Origin of the sequence: Hominisplanchenecus faecis (assembly GCF_020687205.1) — a bacterium.
Taxonomy (GTDB): Bacteria; Bacillota; Clostridia; order Lachnospirales; family Lachnospiraceae; genus Hominisplanchenecus; species Hominisplanchenecus faecis.
The window spans coordinates 36,245-54,280 of record NZ_JAJEQE010000011.1 but is presented as its reverse complement, the minus strand read 5'-3'; the positions used below and the strand labels follow the sequence as shown (position 1 = coordinate 54,280).

Genomic DNA, 18,036 nt, shown 5'->3' with positions numbered 1-18,036 from the left:
TTCGACTTGAATTTTACCGATTCGGAAACAGGGATGCATCTGTATGCGGCAGGAAACATGCCCCTACAAATTCATCCATATACTGCGGAATCGTACTGAGTTCAATATATGTCATATTAGCGGCAAGTTCATATACTTTTCGCTCGGATTCGGTAGAACAGAGCATCGCATACGCACCTGCCAGTGATGTATTTCCTACATAATGATACATTTCAACCGGAATATCCGGGAACATTCCGATATTGATCGCATTTGCCATGTTGATACCGCTTCCGATACCACCTGCAACATAGACATTCTCGATCATAGAAATATCAAAGTCACAGTAAGAAAGCATGGTGCGGATTGCAGAGAAAATAGCTCCTTTCGCACGGATAAAGCTGTCGATATCCACTTCTGTGATTTCTACATCTTTGCTCGATCCTGCTTCTTCGCCTTCAAATGCCAGCACATAGCTGCCCATTCCGTCTGCATCGCGTTTCACGCGGCGGCCTTCTCTGACAAATTTTCCTTTTGGATTGATGATCTTGCAGCGGAACAGCTCACTGATAATATCAATGATACCGGAACCGCAGATACCAACCGGTTTTGTGCCTTCATTGCCAACGATCGTCAGCTTCGGCTCCATCGTTTCTGCATCTATCGTACATGCCTCGATCGCACCGTCGGTCGCTCGCATACCGCAGCTGATATCTCCGCCCTCAAAGGCTGGTCCTGCAGAACATGCACAGCTGAACATAAAGTCTGAATTGCCAAATACAATCTCACCGTTGGTACCAAGGTCGATAAACAGAGAGAATGGCTCCTGATTCCACAGCATCGTTACAAATGCTCCGGCTGTGATATCTCCGCCGACATAACTGCCGATATTCGGTGCAAGAATGATATGTGCATCCGGATTTACTTTGATACCAATATCTCCTGCAAAAATCGAATTGGTCTTAAAGAAGGTCGGAATGTACGGTTCCATGCGAACCGGATCCGCATTAACTCCAATCAGAAGATGGTTCATCGTGGTGTTCGCTGCGACCGACATACGGTAAATGTTCATCGGGCTGATCTTTGCCTGACGGCACATCGTCTGTACCAATGGATTAATCGTCTCTTCAATGATCGCTTTCTGAAGTTTGTCCTGACCGCCCGGTTTGCGGGATTCGATAATACGGTTGATAACATCCGCACCGTAGCGGATCTGACCGTTACCGCTTGATCCTTTTGCAAGGATCTTTCCATCTGTCATATCTATGATGATCGCAGATACGGTTGTGGTACCAATATCGATTGCAAGTCCTGCAATGACCGGTGCTTCGTCCGCACCGCAGATGTCATAGACAAAAATGTCTTTTTCTGTTTTTCGGATCACAACGTTTACATCAAAATTGTGTTCACGCAGTACCTGTGCCATTTTATGGATCACAGAATATGGAAGCTTCACACGCTGCATTCCGGTAATTTCACGGATGGCTCTTGTCAGACGTTCGTTATCCGGCATAGTGTCATCCAGAGTTGGTACATCCATTTTAACATGAATGCTTTCAAGATTATTTTTGAGTTCGATACCTGCTTCTGTAATCGATTGCTTAATATTATCAAAGATTTTTAATTCATCCGGTGATGACAGATCCGCAACCTTCATACGGCTACGATATGCGGAAGCAATATCTGGCACCATTACAGCAACATCCGCATTTATTTTGCTGCAGCATGCCAGACGCCATCCCTGTGCATATTCTTCATCACTGATGTGTCTCGTCTGTTTGGAATCCAATTCTCCCTCTACGAGTTTTACTCTGCATTTTCCGCAAGATGCATTTCCTGAACAAGGTGCATCGATAGCTACATTTGTTTTTCTCGCTACCTCAAGAAGGCTCTCACCGAAAGCAGCGAAGACTGTGACATCTTCGCTGTTTTCAAACTTAAAAGTAACCTTATACATTTATTAGATCTCCAGATAGGAGTCAGCATACAGAGTATTGCCTTTGAATACATCACAGGATTTGATGGTTTCCATCAGACGCAGGTCGTTCGGGTTAACGATTGCAGAAGTCAGACCCTGCATCATAGCCATTGCAACCAGGGCGGAATCCATGATCGGACGGATTGCTTTTGGCATACCGTTGGAGTTATTGGACAGACCACCTGTAGAATTCAGTCCCATATCAGAGAACATTTTGATACATTCCAGAACCTGCATCTGTTTGTCCTGCATACCTTTTACTACCAGGAAGAGCGGATCGAACCACAGATCTTCTGCTTCCATACCATGTTCCAGACCTCTTTCCAGAAGCATCTGGCAGTAACCCATACGCTCATCGTTGTCTTTTGCAATACCTTCGCCGTTACACAGTGCAATAACGATTGCATCGTTTGCAGCTGCAAGGTCGATGTTTTCGATTCTTCCTGCAGCATCTGCAGAGTTTACGATCGGTTTTCCTTTAGAACGGTTGTATACAGCGATACCGGCTTCGATGGCTGCTTTATTGGATGTATCCAGTGCCAGAGGTACGTTGTCAAATTCACCCTGCAGCAATTCAACTGCCCATTTCATCAGATCCGGGCCATATCCTTCTGCCGGTCCGATGTTTACGTCCAGATATGTAGCTCCTGCATCCAGCTGCTGTTTTGCTCTTTTTAAGATCGGTTCCGGATCTCTTTCCAGAAACGCTTTATTTACTGCTGGAGCTGTTGTTGAAAGTCTTTCTCCGATTGTAACGAATTTTCCCATTATTTTGTTCTCCTTTTGCTTGTATATTTAGTTTATGCAAAGTCTTTCATGAACTTAACAAGCTGAACTGCTTCGTTTGGAGCAATGATGATCTCCCAGCCCGGCATTTTTGCTTCCAGCTCGCCCTTCAGGACAGCTACTTTACCAGGGATGATCAGTTTTCTGCTCTTAATCTTTCCTTCGATATCCTGTTCCTGGAAGAACTTGGCGATAGAAGAAGAAGAGAATTTACCAGCAGCCCATGATGTCAGTACGGAAAGACCGCCAGCATCATTGATAATCAGGTTTACCGGTACACCGGAACGTTCCAGCTCTCCGGAAACCAGGAAGTAAGTCAGTGCGAAGTCTACGGTTGTCAGGCATACAGAGTTTTCATCTGCTCCGTTCAGAGGATAGATGCCCGGTTCCACTTTCATTGGCTTCTGAGGATCGGTGAACAGGTTCTGACGCAGACCATACAGAGGCAGAGCTTCTGCATAACCGATATGTTCTGCAACGATTACGGAACCATATTTCATTGTGAACAGGGACAGCAGTGCTGCCTGTTTGTGAAGATCACCTGCTGCAATTTTGTGCAGATTTACAATAGAAGGATATCCGAATGTTCTGTCACCGTCTTTGATTGCTGCCTTACGGATCTGAACTGCATTTTTGAATGTCTCTTTTACGTCTGCTCCGGTTACATCGATCACCAGATTCTTGTTTCCAAGACCTTCCAGCTTTTCTACTGTATCGTGGATTTCAGACAGATCTGCTCCGCTTACGCCAAGTACAACACCTGCTGCTGTGGCAACAGCGTTCATTGCTTCGTAGTTGGAAGCATCTGCACCATTCAGGATCGGTTTTCCATCTTTGCATACTTCCAGTGCTGCTTTTGCAATTTCTGCATCCTTACAGTCAAGGATCAGGATACGTCCTGTCTCTGCTGCTTTTTTCACCAGCTCAACATAATCCTGTTTGCCATCTGCACTGTAATTTACATATACCATCTCAACGAACATACGCTCGCCGATACGTTCATAATCAACTTTTTTAATGTCCTCAAGTTTCTGTGCAACCGTCTCATCATCCATGCATGTGCAAAGAGACATTGCATATCTTGTTCTGCTTACGAATGTTTTTTCATGACGGAACAGAACGGTTTCGCCACCCAAAGACAGCTCTGCATCGCCTGCACCAACTTTGATTGTTTTCATTGGCGGCTCGGTAGCTGCTGAAAGTTTAGCCAGTGCTTCCGGTGCGAAATACGGACAAGCAGCGATATCAACTGCACCCTGTGCAACCTTCATAGAGAATGCCATACATGTCGGGCATCCACATTCTTTACAGTTTTTCTTTGGTGATAATTTAAAAATATCAAGACCTTTAAGTGCCATAATTACATCTCCTCCTTAACGCAACTCTTAGACTAATTCTTTCATCAGACCAGAAATGATCTTGATGGATTCCGGATGTTTCAGGATTACCGCATTGGAACCGGCAGCGATAACTGCCATTGCAGTTTCTACTTCCATATCGATTCCACGTTCTTCCTGTGAGCCCCATTCAGGAGCATCTGTTTCAGAAGCCATAGCTTCTTTTACACCCCAAGCCTCAGATGCTACCGGAGTAATGATCGGCATCTGCAGATTTGCATCGCCCTGCTGCAGAGCTGCTGCTTTTACACGATCCATAGTAGAGATAACATACTCAAAACCGTATCCAACTGCTGCAGTACCTACGTTCATAACGACACTCTTGCTGTCAACACCAAGCTGAGAGATCAGTACGTTAAGCTGTTTAGCCAGGTTGATATCAACAGCTGATTCAGCACCTACTACCTGTTTGTAAGCCAGGCCTGCTGCTGCACCTACTGTCTTGTAATTTTCTTCTTTTGCTGAGAGGATGACTGCATTTTTACCGTTCAGGGCTTCTGCCGCTTTTGAGAACAGTTCTGCATCTTTCTCAACATTTTTACATCCGCATACTACAAGTGGAAGATCAACTGCATCTGCGATTTCTTTCAGTTCACCGATCAGTTCTTCTGTAGATTTGTTTGCTCCGTTTGGATCTCCGCCTTCCATACGGAAACTTAAAAAGTCTACACCTTCCATAGAAGCTGCTTTTCTGGCCATATCTGCCAGAGTAGCACAACCTTCATAATATTTTTTGATGCACTCCGGCTCATGTTCCATACCGAAATCTGTGATCTCGATACCTACCTTCGGTGCATTTTCGATTGCAGCATCAAAAGAATACAGCGGGAATACATTCTCGCCTCCGATTTTCACTGCTTTATCGCCAGTACCAAACTCAACAGCGTTGATGCTGGCATTGAATTTTCCTGATTTTGCTGTAAATGGCATTTCTAAAAATCCTCCTTCATGCTTTTTAGACTGTTATAAAAACATTACTTCTATTTTACAACAGCAGCCTGTAAAAATCAATTATTTAACAATAAATTATAAAATTCGGCTTTCCGGACGATCCGCATAAAGCCAGAAAGCCGATATTTGTTACAAATGTCTGCTCCGCAGTCGCTTGTTTTCTTTCCTCTCGTCCTTTCGGACATCTCCAGAATCACAGCTTCGCTGTTTCGCACTTCGTGCTCCTGATTCTGTCGCTAATACCTCGGGTGAAATCAAATGCCTGCTTCGCAGTCGCTTGATTTCTTTCCTCGGTATTACATCATCGGTTCCATGGTCAGAGCCGGATGTCCTTTTTCTTCGAGGTAGGCCAGCAGTGTTTCCGGATCTTCTGCGATAGTTTCATCTGCGATCATATCACAGAAGTTATCAATGCCGTACAGTTCTTTTGCTGTTGCGTTCAGTCTTTCTGCTACCTGTTCTTTCAGTTCTTTCGGCATCCATACGATACGTGCTACTCCGCCTTCTGCTTTCATGAATTTTTTGGAAGCAATGAAATGTTTTCCATGTCCCATAAATCCAGGAGTCTGTACTCCACCACCTGTCATGGAAGCCAGTTCTGAGAATGTCATACCGATCGGAGTCATACCTGCATATTCACGGTTTGCGATGCAGACACCGTTTGACAGCGGCTCGATACCACAGATACACTCGAAGCATCCACAGGATGTCATTGGTTTTTCAATGATAGAATACAGGGATACGTCTTCCAGGGCACCCTGGGAGAATTTCTGAACTGCTTCGTTTACGTCTTCGTATTCACCGATACGTTCATCGATCGGTCTTTCTTTTGTGATAACCTGGCATGGTCCCTGAGGATCCAGCTCGTTGGTTGCTTTTGCATCCAGCCATGAAACAGCTCCGCAAAGTCCCAGTCTTTCCGGTGTAACCACGCATACGTGGGATGGGGAGAATGCCTGGCACATGATACAGCTGTAATATACATCAACGCCTTCGTCTGTCAGTGTATTCAGACGCTCATCACGTTTGTCAAACAGCGGCATAGCTACTTCATGACGGACTCTGGTACATTCTGCAGAGTCTGTGTAGATTGTTACCTGACATTTATCTACAACGGCTGCGAATTCGCTTTTTACTTTTGCATACAGAACTTCACCGATATGTTTTGCACGGAAGCCTGCTTCAAATGTCTCTTTGCTTACACGGATACGGATCATATCACGCTGACCGGTATGCATCATACCTTCTACACAGTTCAGGTATGAGTGGAATTTACGCTCGAATACCGGTTCAAAGTCGGACTGCATACTCTTTCCTGCTACTTCTACTACATAACAGATGCTCTGTTTGCTTCCTACCGGCATTTCGTCGATGTCCGGTCCTACCAGTGTGATCTTGTGATCTTCGATCTCAGATGCATCCTTTGTCATAACCAGCTCGCAGCAGTCTACACGGGAGCCGTCGAATTCAACCTGCATATCGCCGCGGCGGATGATCTCACCTTCAAATGCAGATGCGAATGCAACCGGAATGTCGATGTTTGTGATCTTGATCTTGATATCTCTTGCTTCCAGAGAAGTTGCGTTGAATTTGGAAACGTCTGGCTGAACGATCAGGCTCTTTGGAACTTTGAAAGTATCTTCGTTTGTGATTACTGGGAAACCAAGTGCGATCGCACCTGCTCCACATGCAACGATAACCGGATCAAGCGGTGCAAATGCATTTACAAATGCCGGTACACGTTCCATGGTGTATTTCATCAGGCCTGCTGCATCACCCGGCTGAATGTTACCGAAGATCAGAGCTGCTCTTACTGCAACGGATACAACATGTATTACACTTGTAACATCTTTGCCCAGAGGGATCACACGTACGTTTGCACCTGTTTTGTAGCCAAGTTCTTCACACTGATCAATGATACCGCCAACCAGTGTAACCAGGATACCCTGTGACTGATAGCTCTTTACCAGGTCAACGCCTTCCTGTGCAGTCGGTGCAGCACCAAGGATAACTGCAACACCCGGGATATCACCTGTTACCAGCGGTACACCAAGTTCACGGATCACTGCATCTGCCAGATGTCCGTAGCACGGAGCTTCGTATGGTGCAGCTCCGTCAATATATTTCAGTACTTCGATAAATTCTGCACACAGAGCGGTTGCAATACCGGACATAAATGCATCATTTAATTTCTGCTCTCTTGTCATCAGGGTTTTTACAACGCCCAGAGCTTCTTTTAACTGTCCAAGTGTAGCAACCTTTGTACCGGTTACTGCATAATAACATGGCAGGCTGTAAGCCGTATCCGGGAAAGCAATCGCTTTATCTGCACCATGTTTTTCGATCGCAGCATCGATTGCACCCTCTGTCAGGCCATATACGGTATCATTTCCACTGAATACAACATCAAATAATGTCACTTTATTTACCTCCTTTGGACAGATCTGCGTCTATCCTGCTTTTTATTATTGAAATCTCTGCTTTTGCGTTCGGGCTTACATCAAACGGTGATCTTCCCTGACGGTCTGCATCGATTATTTCTGAATTGTAATGAATAAATCCAAGCAAATCTTCCTGTGGTATTTTGGAACGGATAAATGCTTCATCATCCTCGTTCCTTACTTTGTTGGCAACCACGCGTACCTGGCGAACTCCAAGTTCCGCTGCAAGTCTCTTTACATTTTTATAAGTCTGGATACTTCTTGCCCCTGGTTCGATCACAACAATGAACTGGTCCATGCCTTCTGTCGTTCCACGGCCAAGATGCTCAAGCCCAGCCTCCATATCAAGAATTACAACATCGTTGCTCCTTAACACCAGATGATTGATGATGCGCTTCAACATCACATGCTCCGGACACACACAGCCGCTTCCTGCTGTTTCAACGGTACCAAGAACCAGAAGTTTTACGCCATTACAGGTTTTTGAATAAGCATCTGGTATATCATCCACTTTCGGATTCAGCTTGTAAAACTGATTCTGATCATTCGCACCTGTACGTTCCTGAATCAGCTTTCGCATCCTGGTGATCGGCACGATTGAATCCAGATCTTCTTCTGAAAATCCAAGTGCCAGTCCAAGATTTGCATCCGGATCTACGTCTGCAGCAAGAACATGCTTGCCTTCCTGTGCATACAATCTGGCAAGTGTGGCTGCAAATGTTGTTTTTCCGACACCGCCTTTTCCGGTAACTGCAATTTTCATATCACTATCCGCCTTCTATTTTTCTTTGCAGGGCGGATAAAACCGCCCTGCGTTTGTTTTCATAAAGATTAGATTCCCAGTGCAGTTCTCTTCTCTTCGATTCTTGCGATCATAGCATCGCCCAGTTTATCGATATCTTTCTCTACGGTGTATGCGGCTTCTACCCAGTCACGTACGCCTTCTGTCAGCAGCTGTGCGATCTGGTCAGAACCGGATACATACGGATCAACGCCCAGGAACGTATCGATACCGGTAGCTACTACATAGTTACCGATGGATACTGCTTTTTCGGACATCCATTCCGGTGCACATCCGACAACCGGAAGCTGAGAAATGTTCAGTCCGGAATCTTTTGCCAGCTCTGCTGCCAGGATCATCATACGGGAAATATCTACACAGGATCCCATATGCAGTACCGGTGGGATATCCGCCAGTTCACATACTCTCTTCAGACCTGCTCCGCAGAGTTCTTTTGCTTCTTTGTCCATCAGACCTGCTCTTGCAGCAGCCTGTGCAGAACATCCGGAAGCAATGATAATGATATCGTTTGCGATCATTTTCTTCATCAGCTCGATATGGGCTGTATCCGGTCTTACTTTCGGGTTGTTACATCCAACCATGGCAACTGCACCGCGGATAACACCGGATGTGATACACTCCAGAAGCGGTTTTGTTGTTCCCATCTCATCAACCTGAGAGTTTGCAACGCCATCCAGAGTTTTTACGATTGCTTCTACAGAATATCCAACAGTTGCTTTCTGTTTCATATCCGGAATATGTACCAGTTCCGGTTTTCTGTTCTTGAAGTTTTCGATCGCCATCTTAACGATCGCTTTTGCATTTTCTCCTGCTGTCTCTGCATTGAAACGAATGTACTCAGCATCCGGCATCTGTGCGATCGGAGAAGTGGTCACAAACTTAGTATGGAAACATTTACTCAGAGGGCCAAGTGCCGGGAAGATACACTGAACGTCTACAACGATTGCTTCACATGCACCGGTCAATACTACGTTTTCCTGCTGCAGGAAGTTACCTGCCATCGGAATACCACGACGCATTGCAACTTCGTTTGAAGTACAGCACACACCGGATACGGTGATCCCCTTTGCTCCCATTTCTTTTGCATAAGCGATCATTTCCGGATCATCTGCATATTCACAGATCATCTCAGACAGTGACGGATCATGTCCATGAACAACAATATTTACGTTTTCAGCAACCATAACACCCAGGTTTGCTTCGGTTTCGATCGGTTTCGGTGTTCCGAACAGAACGTCTGAGAACTCCGTACCTGCCATGGAACCGCCCCAGCCATCAGACAGACCGGCTCTTAAGGACTGACGGATCAGTGCCTCAGGAAGGGAAGAACATCCCATGTGGCTCATATGTAAAGAACATGATACTTCGCGGTCGATTGCTCTTGGTGCGATTTCTTCTCTCTCCCAGATCTCCTGTGTATGCTGAGGAGCTCTCTTTAAGAAGTTCTGTGTACCGAATACTTTACCGTACTCGCTCATTCCCAGATATGCCATCTCGTGTGCCAGATCATAAATATCTTTTCCTTCTGTCTCAACACCCCATTCTTTTGCGATGCGAATCAGCTTCTCAGGATCTTTTACCTTGTAAGGTCCTTCTGGTTTTGCACAGTACAGTGTGTGGCAGATCTCACGTCCGTGATCGGAATGCGTTGCTGCTCCGCCTGCTGTAAATTTCAGGTAGTTACGTCCTACGATACCGTGTACGTCACATCCGCAGATACCTCTTGGTGCCTTCGGTGTGATACGGCAAGGTCCCATTGCACAGATACGGCAGCAGACACCCTGCTCACCAAATTTACAATGTGGAGTCTGTTTTGCTGCACGATACTGCCATGCGTCTGCTCCTACTTTTTTTCCTGTCTCCAGAAGTTTCTCTGTAGCCGCTTCGAATTCTTCAACGGTTGTCAATTTAAAGTTTCCCATCATCTACCTCCTTGTTTATGGGTTCCTGCCCCACAGGTTTCTCATATCCTATCCGCCCCCATGGGATACAGGTTTTTGAAATAAATCCCCTCACGGCTTCCCGCAAGGGGATGTGCTTTATAAGCTGATAGAGTCCAGTATTTTATACAGTGCCGTCTTGACTGCTGCATTTTCCGGAAGCTCTGTCATTGGCTTTCCGTCACAGTCATACTCATAGACTTCCTGATCCTGCGGAACGACACCAAAAAGTGTAAGACCCTGTCTCTCAATCTCTTCTTTTGTTCCGTCGTTCAGTTTGCCTTCCGGTGCACGGTTTACGATCAGTCCGATCTGTTTTGGATTAAGTCCGCACTCTTTCACCAGTCCGGCAATACGTCCAACTGCCTGAACACCTCGTCTGGAGCAGTCGCTCACAAGAATGATCGTATCAACTTTTGGCAAAATGCCACGGCTGATATGCTCCATTCCTGCTTCATTGTCTACGACCATGTATTTGTAGTTCGGTGTCAGTTTCTGTACCTGTGCCTGAAGCAGACCATTTACAAAACAGTAGCATCCTTTGCCCTGTGTCCTGCCCATGACGAGCATATCATAGTCATCTTCTTCGACCAGGCAGCGATTCATCATGATCTCTGCATAGTCTGCTTTTGACATACTTGGCGGGATCGGGCTTTTTGCACTGTTCGCTGCATTTTCAATCTGCTCACGAACTTCACCGAGTGTCATCTCCACTTCAACGCCAAGTACTTCGTTTAAGTTGGAATTGGCATCTGCATCTACTGCAAGAACCGGTGTTTTCCCCTTCTCACAAAGATACTGTATCAAAAGCCCGCACAGCGTTGTCTTTCCCACGCCGCCTTTTCCTGCAACGGCTATTACCTGTGCCATAAATATTTCCTCCTGTTGCCTGTCTCTTTATACCAGTGTACGCAGGCCGGAACGATTGATGATTTCAGAAACATCTTTCCATTTGTTCAGAGCATACAGATGGATGCCCTCAACGCCCAGTGCACGGTATGTATCGATCTGTCTGATCGTGTATTCGATACCTTCTTCTTTGAATTCTGCGATTTTCTTATCATAGAATAAATCAAAAGGTTTGCCCTCTGCATCTTTTGCTGCAAATGGATTTGGGAACAGCCAGTGTCTGGAGATCAGTCTGGAAAGTTCACGGTCCATTACACAGCCGTTACGTGACAGTGCCATATTGATCGTAGCTGCCTGATCCAGAATTGGCATAACTCCTACGTCTACCGGCATGGTAACACCTGCTTTTCGGATTGCATCCAGCCAGTATTTGAACTGTTCCATATCCCAGCAGAGCTGTGTCATGATGTAGTCTGCACCATTGTCCTGTTTCTGTTTCAGAACAGCGATATCTGCTTCCAGGCTTCTGCAGGAAATGTGGCCTTCCGGTGAACCTGCTACTGCGATTTCGAATTTATCGCCGTACTGGTCACGGACAAATTTCACCAGGTCGGTAGCGTAATCGAAATCTCCCATGGTGCTTGTCTCACCCATCGGGAAGTCGCCGCGCAGTGCCAGCATATGGTCAACCCCTTCTTCCAGGTACTGATCCAGCTGTTCTCTGATACCTTCTTTTGTATTTTTGATTACGGTGAAATGTGTTACAGGGATGGAACCTGCTTTCTTGATCATCTGACATACTTCACGGTTTGCTCCAACGTTTCCGCCGCCAGCTCCGTAAGTACAGGAAATGTATTCCGGTTTGAACTCCATCAGATGTTCGATCGTTCCTGGCAGATTTGCCATACCTTTCTCTGTTTTTGGTGGGAATAATTCAAAAGAGAGAAGCTGTTTCTCTTTCATCTTTTCCGATAATTTCATAGTAACATACCTCCATTTTATTTTAATTTATTTGATAACTGCTAAGATTCCGTGCAGTTGATCTTCACAATGCTGTTTGCAAGGTCTACCATTACGATAGTACCTTCCAGAACTTTCTGCTCGCCCATTACATCCGTAAGGGTGATTGTCTCTTTGTCAACATCGATCCTGCTTACAAATTCAAACAGTTTTGTCTCCGGATCCTGAGCTTTGTATACTGCTGCAAGACACATAATTTCGCCTCCTGTTAATTTTCTTTTACAGTGGCAAGTGCTACACTCAGATACAGGTTGCCTTTCTGGAATTCATCAACCGCTTTCCGTATCTGTTCCGCCGCTGTATCCATTCCGGCTTTCCGCAATTTGTCTGCCATCTGATCCAGTTCTGCTGCATGATGTTCATTGTGCTGCAGCATATATGTTAAAAGTGCAATGTTTTCTTTTTTCGGATCATGTGGCTCACAGCCGCTGCAGCCTTCCTGGCATACACCGTCGTGTGTATGTGCATGTCCGTGCTCATGACTGTGTTCATGACCATGAGGGCAAACATTGCCATTCTCATCTTTTATGATATGCACTGATATCTACTCCTTTCTGTACCTGCAAAATTACGCAAATACCCTTATATTGACAACATTATAACACAGCGTTTATGAATTCTCAACAAGAGATGATGTATTTTTTTTAATAATATCAGGGATATCGACGAAAGTATATCCTCTTCTAAAATTTACATCATATTTTCAAAAATCTGAAATAATATAGCTATAATCGCCACAATCAGGCAAATAATGATACGTACTCTGCTGTTTGCAGCATCTTTTTTTGTTTCCATATTTTCCTTTGCTTTTCTTTCCAGATAATCTGAAAAGTGTCCGGCATTATTTTTTGCCGTTTTTTTCTTTTTATGCGGCTTTTTATCACTGTCGTATTTTTTATGCAGTTCCATGTGGATTCCTTCCATCTGCGGAAGCACATAGTTTTCCGCCTGAAACCGTTTATCATCTTCAAAAAGATCTACTTCTTCCATTCCGGGCGGTCTGTTGAAATAAGCACACTGCGGACAGATCCCATCGTATTTATCATATTTGAAAAAAGTTTTACAACGTTTGCACTGCATCTGCATCCCTCCGTTTCCACTCAGGCAAAAAGAAAAAGCCTGTTGATTCCATGATAAGACATTATCGTGAAATCAGCAAGCTTTTTGCGTTTTTCTTACGCAAGCATCATTCTGTCATTTGCAAATTCTCCGCCGCTTGCCTGTTCAAACTTGGCAAGCAGATCGCTGACCTGAAGGTTTTTCTTTTCTTCTCCGGCCACATCATATATTATCCGGCCTTCATGCATCATGATCAGACGGTTTCCGAGACGGATCGCATCTTTCATGTTATGTGTTACCATCATGGCTGTCAGATGATGCTCCGCAATGATCTTTTCGGTAAGTGCCAGTACTTTTGCAGCCGTTTTCGGATCCAGTGCTGCGGTATGCTCATCCAGCAGAAGCAGCTGCGGTTTCTGAAGAGAAGCCATCAGAAGTGTCAGTGCCTGACGCTGACCGCCGGAAAGCAGACCGACTTTGCTTGTCATACGGTCTTCCAGCCCAAGATCCAGGGCTTTTAACTGTTCTTTATAAAATACCTGCTCATCTTTTCCGATCGCCCATTTCAATCCACGTTTTCTGCCGCGGCGATATGCAAGTGCCAGATTTTCCTGGATTTCCATACCTGCTGCTGTTCCCTTCATCGGATCTTGAAATACTCTTCCCAGATATTTTGCCCTGGCATATTCCGGTTTTCTTGAGATATCGGTTCCATCCAGAATGATCTTCCCTTCATCAATCGGATATACGCCTGCGATCATATTCAGCATCGTTGATTTTCCGGCACCGTTGCCGCCGATGATCGTCACAAAATCCTCTGACTGAAGTGTCAGCTCCAGCCCCTGCAGGGCTTTTTTCTCGTTGATCGTTCCTTTATTAAAGGTCTTTTTTACGTTATGAAGTTCAAGCATTGTCACTTCCTCCTTCCTTATAGGCACTTCTGATCTTCCATTTGTTGATGGCAACCGGAACGCAAAGTGCAAGTGCAACGATCACGGCAGAAAGGAGTTTCATATCGTTTGCATCCATACCAAGCTGGAGTACGATCGCACGGATCAGGAAATACACCACAGATCCGACAACTGCGGATATCAGACGGCTTCCGAAAGAACGCAGTCTTCCAAGAAGTACTTCACCGATCACAATGGAAGCCAGACCGATTACGATGGCACCGGTTCCCATATTGATGTCACCGAACTTCTGACTCTGACATACCAGTGCCCCGGATACGGCCACCAGACCGTTACTGAGCATCAGTGCGATCATTTTTGTTTTTCTGGTATCAACGCCGAGAGCACGGATCATTGCTTCATTGTTGCCGGTCGCACGCAGTGCCGCACCGATCTCCGTTCCAAACAGCCAGTAGAGGAAAACGATCATCAGTGCCGCTATGATCAGTCCGACGATCAGAGAAACCTGAGACTGTGTCAGTCCGGTAGCTTTTACAACTTCTGAAAAAATAGTCTGTGCTTTTAGAAGCGGAACATTGGATTTTCCGCCCATAATACGCAGGTTGATCGACCACAGTGCAATCTGTGTCAGGATACCGGAAAGGATCGCCGGTATATCAAATACGGTATGTAAAAATCCAGTCACTGCACCGGCTGCAAGTCCTGCAAACAGTGCGATAAGAATTGCCAGAATCGGATTCATGCCTTTGTTTGCGATCATCGCCGCACAAACACATCCGCCAAGTGCAAAACTGCCGTCCACGGTCAGATCGGCAATATCCAATATTTTATAAGTTATATAAACGCCAAGAACCATCAGGCCCCAGAGCACACCCTGAGACACTGCTCCAAGCATTGCAAGTGCTACACCACTCATACTGTCCTCCATATTCACCAAGATAAGGGAAGCCTTTGCCTCCCTTGTCTTTTTTATTGTTATTTATTTGTCTGAATCTGAGATGCTTTTGTAAAGATTCTGTCTTATTCTTCGGTATAAAGTGAATCTGCATCATAAGAAGAGACATCAATGCCAAGTGTATCCGCAGTCTCTTTGTTGATCAGCAGGGAACATTCTTCTGTGGAAAGATATTCAATCGGCATAGAAGCCGGATCAGCACCTTCTGTCAGGATTTTTGCGGCCATCTCACCTGTTTTATAACCAAGCTCATAGTAATTAATTCCATAAGTTGCCAGTCCACCCTCTTTTACCATGCCTTCTTCGCCGCAGATAATCGGGATTTTATTTTCGTTTGCGATCATTGCCACGGTTGCCATACCCGCTGCAATCATGTTATCAGTCGGTGCATAAATAACATCTACTTTTCCGATCATAGATTCTACAACCGTCTGGATTTCATTTGAGCTTGAGACGGTATAATCTGCTGCTTCCAGTCCTGCCGCCTTGCATGCTTCTTTTGCCATATCTGCCTGCAGTACAGAATTCGATTCTGCCGAACAATACAGGACTCCGACTGTCTTTGCATCCGGGATCAGTTTTTTCAGAAGATCGATCTGCTCCTTTACCGGAGTCATATCAGAAGTACCAGTTACATTTCCGCCCGGTGCATCGTTTGACTCTACCAGACCGGATTCTGCCGGATCTGTTACGGCTGTCAGCAGGATCGGAATATCTGAGGTAGCACCTGCTACAGACTGTGCTGCCGGTGTTGCGATTGTAAAGATCAGATCATCTCCGTCATTTACAAGAGTCTCAGAAATTGTCTGACAGGAAGAAGCCTCACCTGCAGCATTCTGCTGATCGGCGTCATATTTTATCCCCAGGTCATCCAGTGCTGCGAAAAATCCTTCGTTGGAAGCATCCAGTGCATCGTGCTGCACATACTGAAGAACGCCGATCTTATATGTTTTGTCGGATGTCGTAGTTGCTGCTGCGTCATCGTCTGCTGTACTCTTTTCTGTACCGGCAGCAGATTCTGTCTGTGCATCGGTTGCCGCAGTTGTCTCGTTTGTCTTGCTTCCGCATCCTGCGAGCATGGAGACAGTCAATCCCAGTGATAATAAAAATGCCAGTGTTTTTTTCATATTTTTCCTCTCCTGTTTCTGTTCATTTTTTAACATTTTACCGGTTTAACGCTTTTATGCTTTCACGCTTTCACCTGATAAAGTGTTTGCTTATGAATAATACTATACACCCAGGAGAGCTCTTCGTCAATGTTTTTCTTTTACTTCCAGGCTCCGGCATCCGATTCTGTCTTCGGGTCACGCAGCATCAGATCATTTAAGGCATCAGCCGCCTTTTTGTCCTCAAACAGGATCTTGTTTACCTGCTCGATGATTGGAAGTTCTACCTGATATTTCTGTGCAAGGCGGATCGCTGCTTTTGCAGAATAAACTCCTTCTACGATCATGCCGACTTCATCCATTGCTTCCTGCATGCTTTTGCCCTGTCCGATCAGATATCCGGCTTTGCGGTTGCGGCTGTGGACGCTTGCACAGGTCACGATCAGGTCACCGATACCGGTCAGTCCGTAAAAGGTTTCCGGTATACCGCCCATCTTGATCCCCAGGCGTGCGATCTCAGCAATTCCTCTGGTAATCAGTGCCGCTTTCGTGTTGTCACCGTATCCCAGTCCGTCTGCCATACCGGCAGCCAGTGCGATCACATTTTTCAATGCACCGCCCAGTTCCATACCAAGCATATCCGGTGTTGTGTATACACGGAAGACCTTGCTCATGAAAATATTCTGCAGATATTCTGCCGTTTCTCTGCTGTGAGCCCCCACAACGCAGGTTGTCGGAATACATTTTCCAACTTCTTCTGCATGGCTCGGGCCGGAAAGCACTGCCACGTCTGCCTGCGGAATCTCTTCTTCAATGATCTGAGACAATGTCATCAATGTCTTTTCTTCGACCCCTTTTGCCACATCCACGATCTTCTGTCCTTCTTTGCAGAAAGCACGCATACTGTGTGCCGTGCTTCTTGTGAATGGGGAAGGAACCGCCAAGACCAGAATATCTTTGTCTGTCATGGCATCTTCAAGATCACCGGTGACATCAATATTCGGTGCCAAAATAACACCCGGCAGTTTTTTCTCATGCTGTCTTTTTGTGCGGAGCATTTCTACTTCTTCCGGGATAATAGACCAGATCGTCACTTCATGACCATTGTTGTTCAGCAACACTGCAAGTGCTGTCCCCCATGTTCCGGCTCCGATAATACCAATTTTTGCCATAAGAAAACCCCCTCTGTTTTTATTTTGCTTTTCTTTTTATTTCTTTTTATTTTTTGATGAAAGATATGTTTTACGCTCTGTTCCGGATAACAGTCTCTTGATATTTTCACGATGTTTCCAGAATGCCAGCACAGCAAGAAAAATAGCAACTGCATACAGTTCATACAGGTGCGGCTGTGTCATATGGAAAAAGCCGTTCTGTCCAAGTATGATCACTTCGATCACAATTCCGACGTAGACAAGGAGTGAGCCAAGAGAAACGTAGTGTGTCATAAAAAAAGTAGTAAAAAAAGTGATGATGCCGCAGATCGCCATGATCCAGTTCACTGACAGGACAAGACCGGCTGTGGCTGCAATCCCTTTGCCGCCACGAAATCCAAGATAAAACGGATAATTATGTCCCAGGATTGTCCCTGCCGCCGCATAAAACTCAAGCAATGGCAGAATATCCGCATGTGTTTTTCCAAATATGACTCTCACCAGCACCACGGCCAGAATACACTTGCTACAATCCCCGGCAAAAGTCAGAAGACCTGCTTTGAGTCCCATGGTACGCAGCATATTGGTTGTACCGGCATTGTGGCTTCCGTATTCCCGGATATCGATCCCATGTACTCTTCCTAAAATATAGCTTGTCTGGAACAATCCGAACAGATATCCGATTGCAAGGCATAACAGACGTATCATATT

17 protein-coding genes are annotated in these 18,036 nt (G+C 45.5%); all 17 read right to left on the bottom strand.

Annotated elements, in window-relative coordinates:
* Positions 1 to 13: 13 nt before the first annotated feature.
* The 17 genes from acsV to plsY all read right to left on the bottom strand — a co-directional run bounded on the left by acsV (position 14) and on the right by plsY (position 18,033).
* A complete protein-coding gene (gene acsV / locus LKD42_RS05175) occupies positions 14 to 1,936 on the bottom strand; it encodes a corrinoid activation/regeneration protein AcsV (RefSeq protein WP_248835010.1) in 1,923 nt (640 codons plus the stop codon).
* A 3-nt stretch (positions 1,937 to 1,939) separates the two neighbouring features.
* Entirely contained in the window at positions 1,940 to 2,725 is a 786-nt protein-coding gene (gene acsE / locus LKD42_RS05170; RefSeq protein ID WP_022119429.1) for a carbon monoxide dehydrogenase/acetyl-CoA synthase methytransferase subunit, read from the bottom strand.
* 32 nt (positions 2,726 to 2,757) lie between these two features.
* The gene (acsC, locus tag LKD42_RS05165) at positions 2,758 to 4,101 is read right to left on the bottom strand and encodes an acetyl-CoA decarbonylase/synthase complex subunit gamma (RefSeq protein ID WP_248835009.1); all 1,344 of its coding nucleotides are present in this window, start codon (positions 4,099 to 4,101) and stop codon (positions 2,758 to 2,760) included.
* A 27-nt stretch (positions 4,102 to 4,128) separates the two neighbouring features.
* The gene (acsD, locus tag LKD42_RS05160; protein ID WP_147631698.1) at positions 4,129 to 5,070 is read right to left on the bottom strand and encodes an acetyl-CoA decarbonylase/synthase complex subunit delta; all 942 of its coding nucleotides are present in this window, start codon (positions 5,068 to 5,070) and stop codon (positions 4,129 to 4,131) included.
* 317 nt (positions 5,071 to 5,387) lie between these two features.
* Positions 5,388 to 7,511, bottom strand: a complete 2,124-nt coding sequence (gene acsB / locus LKD42_RS05155; RefSeq protein ID WP_248835008.1) for an acetyl-CoA decarbonylase/synthase complex subunit alpha/beta — start codon at positions 7,509 to 7,511, stop codon at positions 5,388 to 5,390.
* Position 7,512: 1 nt separating this feature from the next.
* Positions 7,513 to 8,295 carry an ATP-binding protein gene (locus LKD42_RS05150; RefSeq protein ID WP_173865772.1) on the bottom strand — a complete coding sequence of 261 codons (783 nt, stop codon included), beginning with the start codon at positions 8,293 to 8,295 and terminating at the stop codon, positions 7,513 to 7,515.
* A 68-nt stretch (positions 8,296 to 8,363) separates the two neighbouring features.
* A complete protein-coding gene (gene cooS / locus LKD42_RS05145) occupies positions 8,364 to 10,256 on the bottom strand; it encodes an anaerobic carbon-monoxide dehydrogenase catalytic subunit (protein WP_248835007.1) in 1,893 nt (630 codons plus the stop codon).
* A gap of 117 nt (positions 10,257 to 10,373) precedes the next feature.
* A complete protein-coding gene (locus LKD42_RS05140; RefSeq protein ID WP_248835006.1) occupies positions 10,374 to 11,144 on the bottom strand; it encodes an ATP-binding protein in 771 nt (256 codons plus the stop codon).
* Between the two features lie 27 nt (positions 11,145 to 11,171).
* Positions 11,172 to 12,104, bottom strand: a complete 933-nt coding sequence (locus tag LKD42_RS05135; protein ID WP_147631693.1) for a methylenetetrahydrofolate reductase — start codon at positions 12,102 to 12,104, stop codon at positions 11,172 to 11,174.
* Positions 12,105 to 12,145: 41 nt separating this feature from the next.
* A complete protein-coding gene (locus tag LKD42_RS05130; RefSeq protein WP_248835005.1) occupies positions 12,146 to 12,337 on the bottom strand; it encodes a CooT family nickel-binding protein in 192 nt (63 codons plus the stop codon).
* Positions 12,338 to 12,351: 14 nt separating this feature from the next.
* Positions 12,352 to 12,681, bottom strand: coding sequence for a DUF8180 domain-containing protein (locus LKD42_RS05125; protein ID WP_248835004.1), 330 nt, complete (start codon positions 12,679 to 12,681; stop codon positions 12,352 to 12,354).
* 152 nt (positions 12,682 to 12,833) lie between these two features.
* A complete protein-coding gene (locus LKD42_RS05120) occupies positions 12,834 to 13,223 on the bottom strand; it encodes a hypothetical protein (RefSeq protein ID WP_248835003.1) in 390 nt (129 codons plus the stop codon).
* 95 nt (positions 13,224 to 13,318) lie between these two features.
* Complete coding sequence (locus LKD42_RS05115; protein ID WP_248835002.1) at positions 13,319 to 14,113, bottom strand: ABC transporter ATP-binding protein; 795 nt, start codon at positions 14,111 to 14,113, stop codon at positions 13,319 to 13,321.
* On the bottom strand, positions 14,106 to 15,029 hold the full coding sequence (locus LKD42_RS05110) for an ABC transporter permease (protein WP_248835001.1): 924 nt from the start codon (positions 15,027 to 15,029) through the stop codon (positions 14,106 to 14,108). Before LKD42_RS05110 ends, LKD42_RS05115 begins: the two co-directional genes overlap by 8 nt.
* A gap of 104 nt (positions 15,030 to 15,133) precedes the next feature.
* Complete coding sequence (locus LKD42_RS05105; protein ID WP_248835000.1) at positions 15,134 to 16,195, bottom strand: ABC transporter substrate-binding protein; 1,062 nt, start codon at positions 16,193 to 16,195, stop codon at positions 15,134 to 15,136.
* Positions 16,196 to 16,335: 140 nt separating this feature from the next.
* Complete coding sequence (locus LKD42_RS05100) at positions 16,336 to 17,346, bottom strand: NAD(P)H-dependent glycerol-3-phosphate dehydrogenase (protein WP_147631690.1); 1,011 nt, start codon at positions 17,344 to 17,346, stop codon at positions 16,336 to 16,338.
* A gap of 36 nt (positions 17,347 to 17,382) precedes the next feature.
* Positions 17,383 to 18,033, bottom strand: a complete 651-nt coding sequence (gene plsY, locus LKD42_RS05095; RefSeq protein WP_248834999.1) for a glycerol-3-phosphate 1-O-acyltransferase PlsY — start codon at positions 18,031 to 18,033, stop codon at positions 17,383 to 17,385.
* Positions 18,034 to 18,036: the final 3 nt, after the last annotated feature.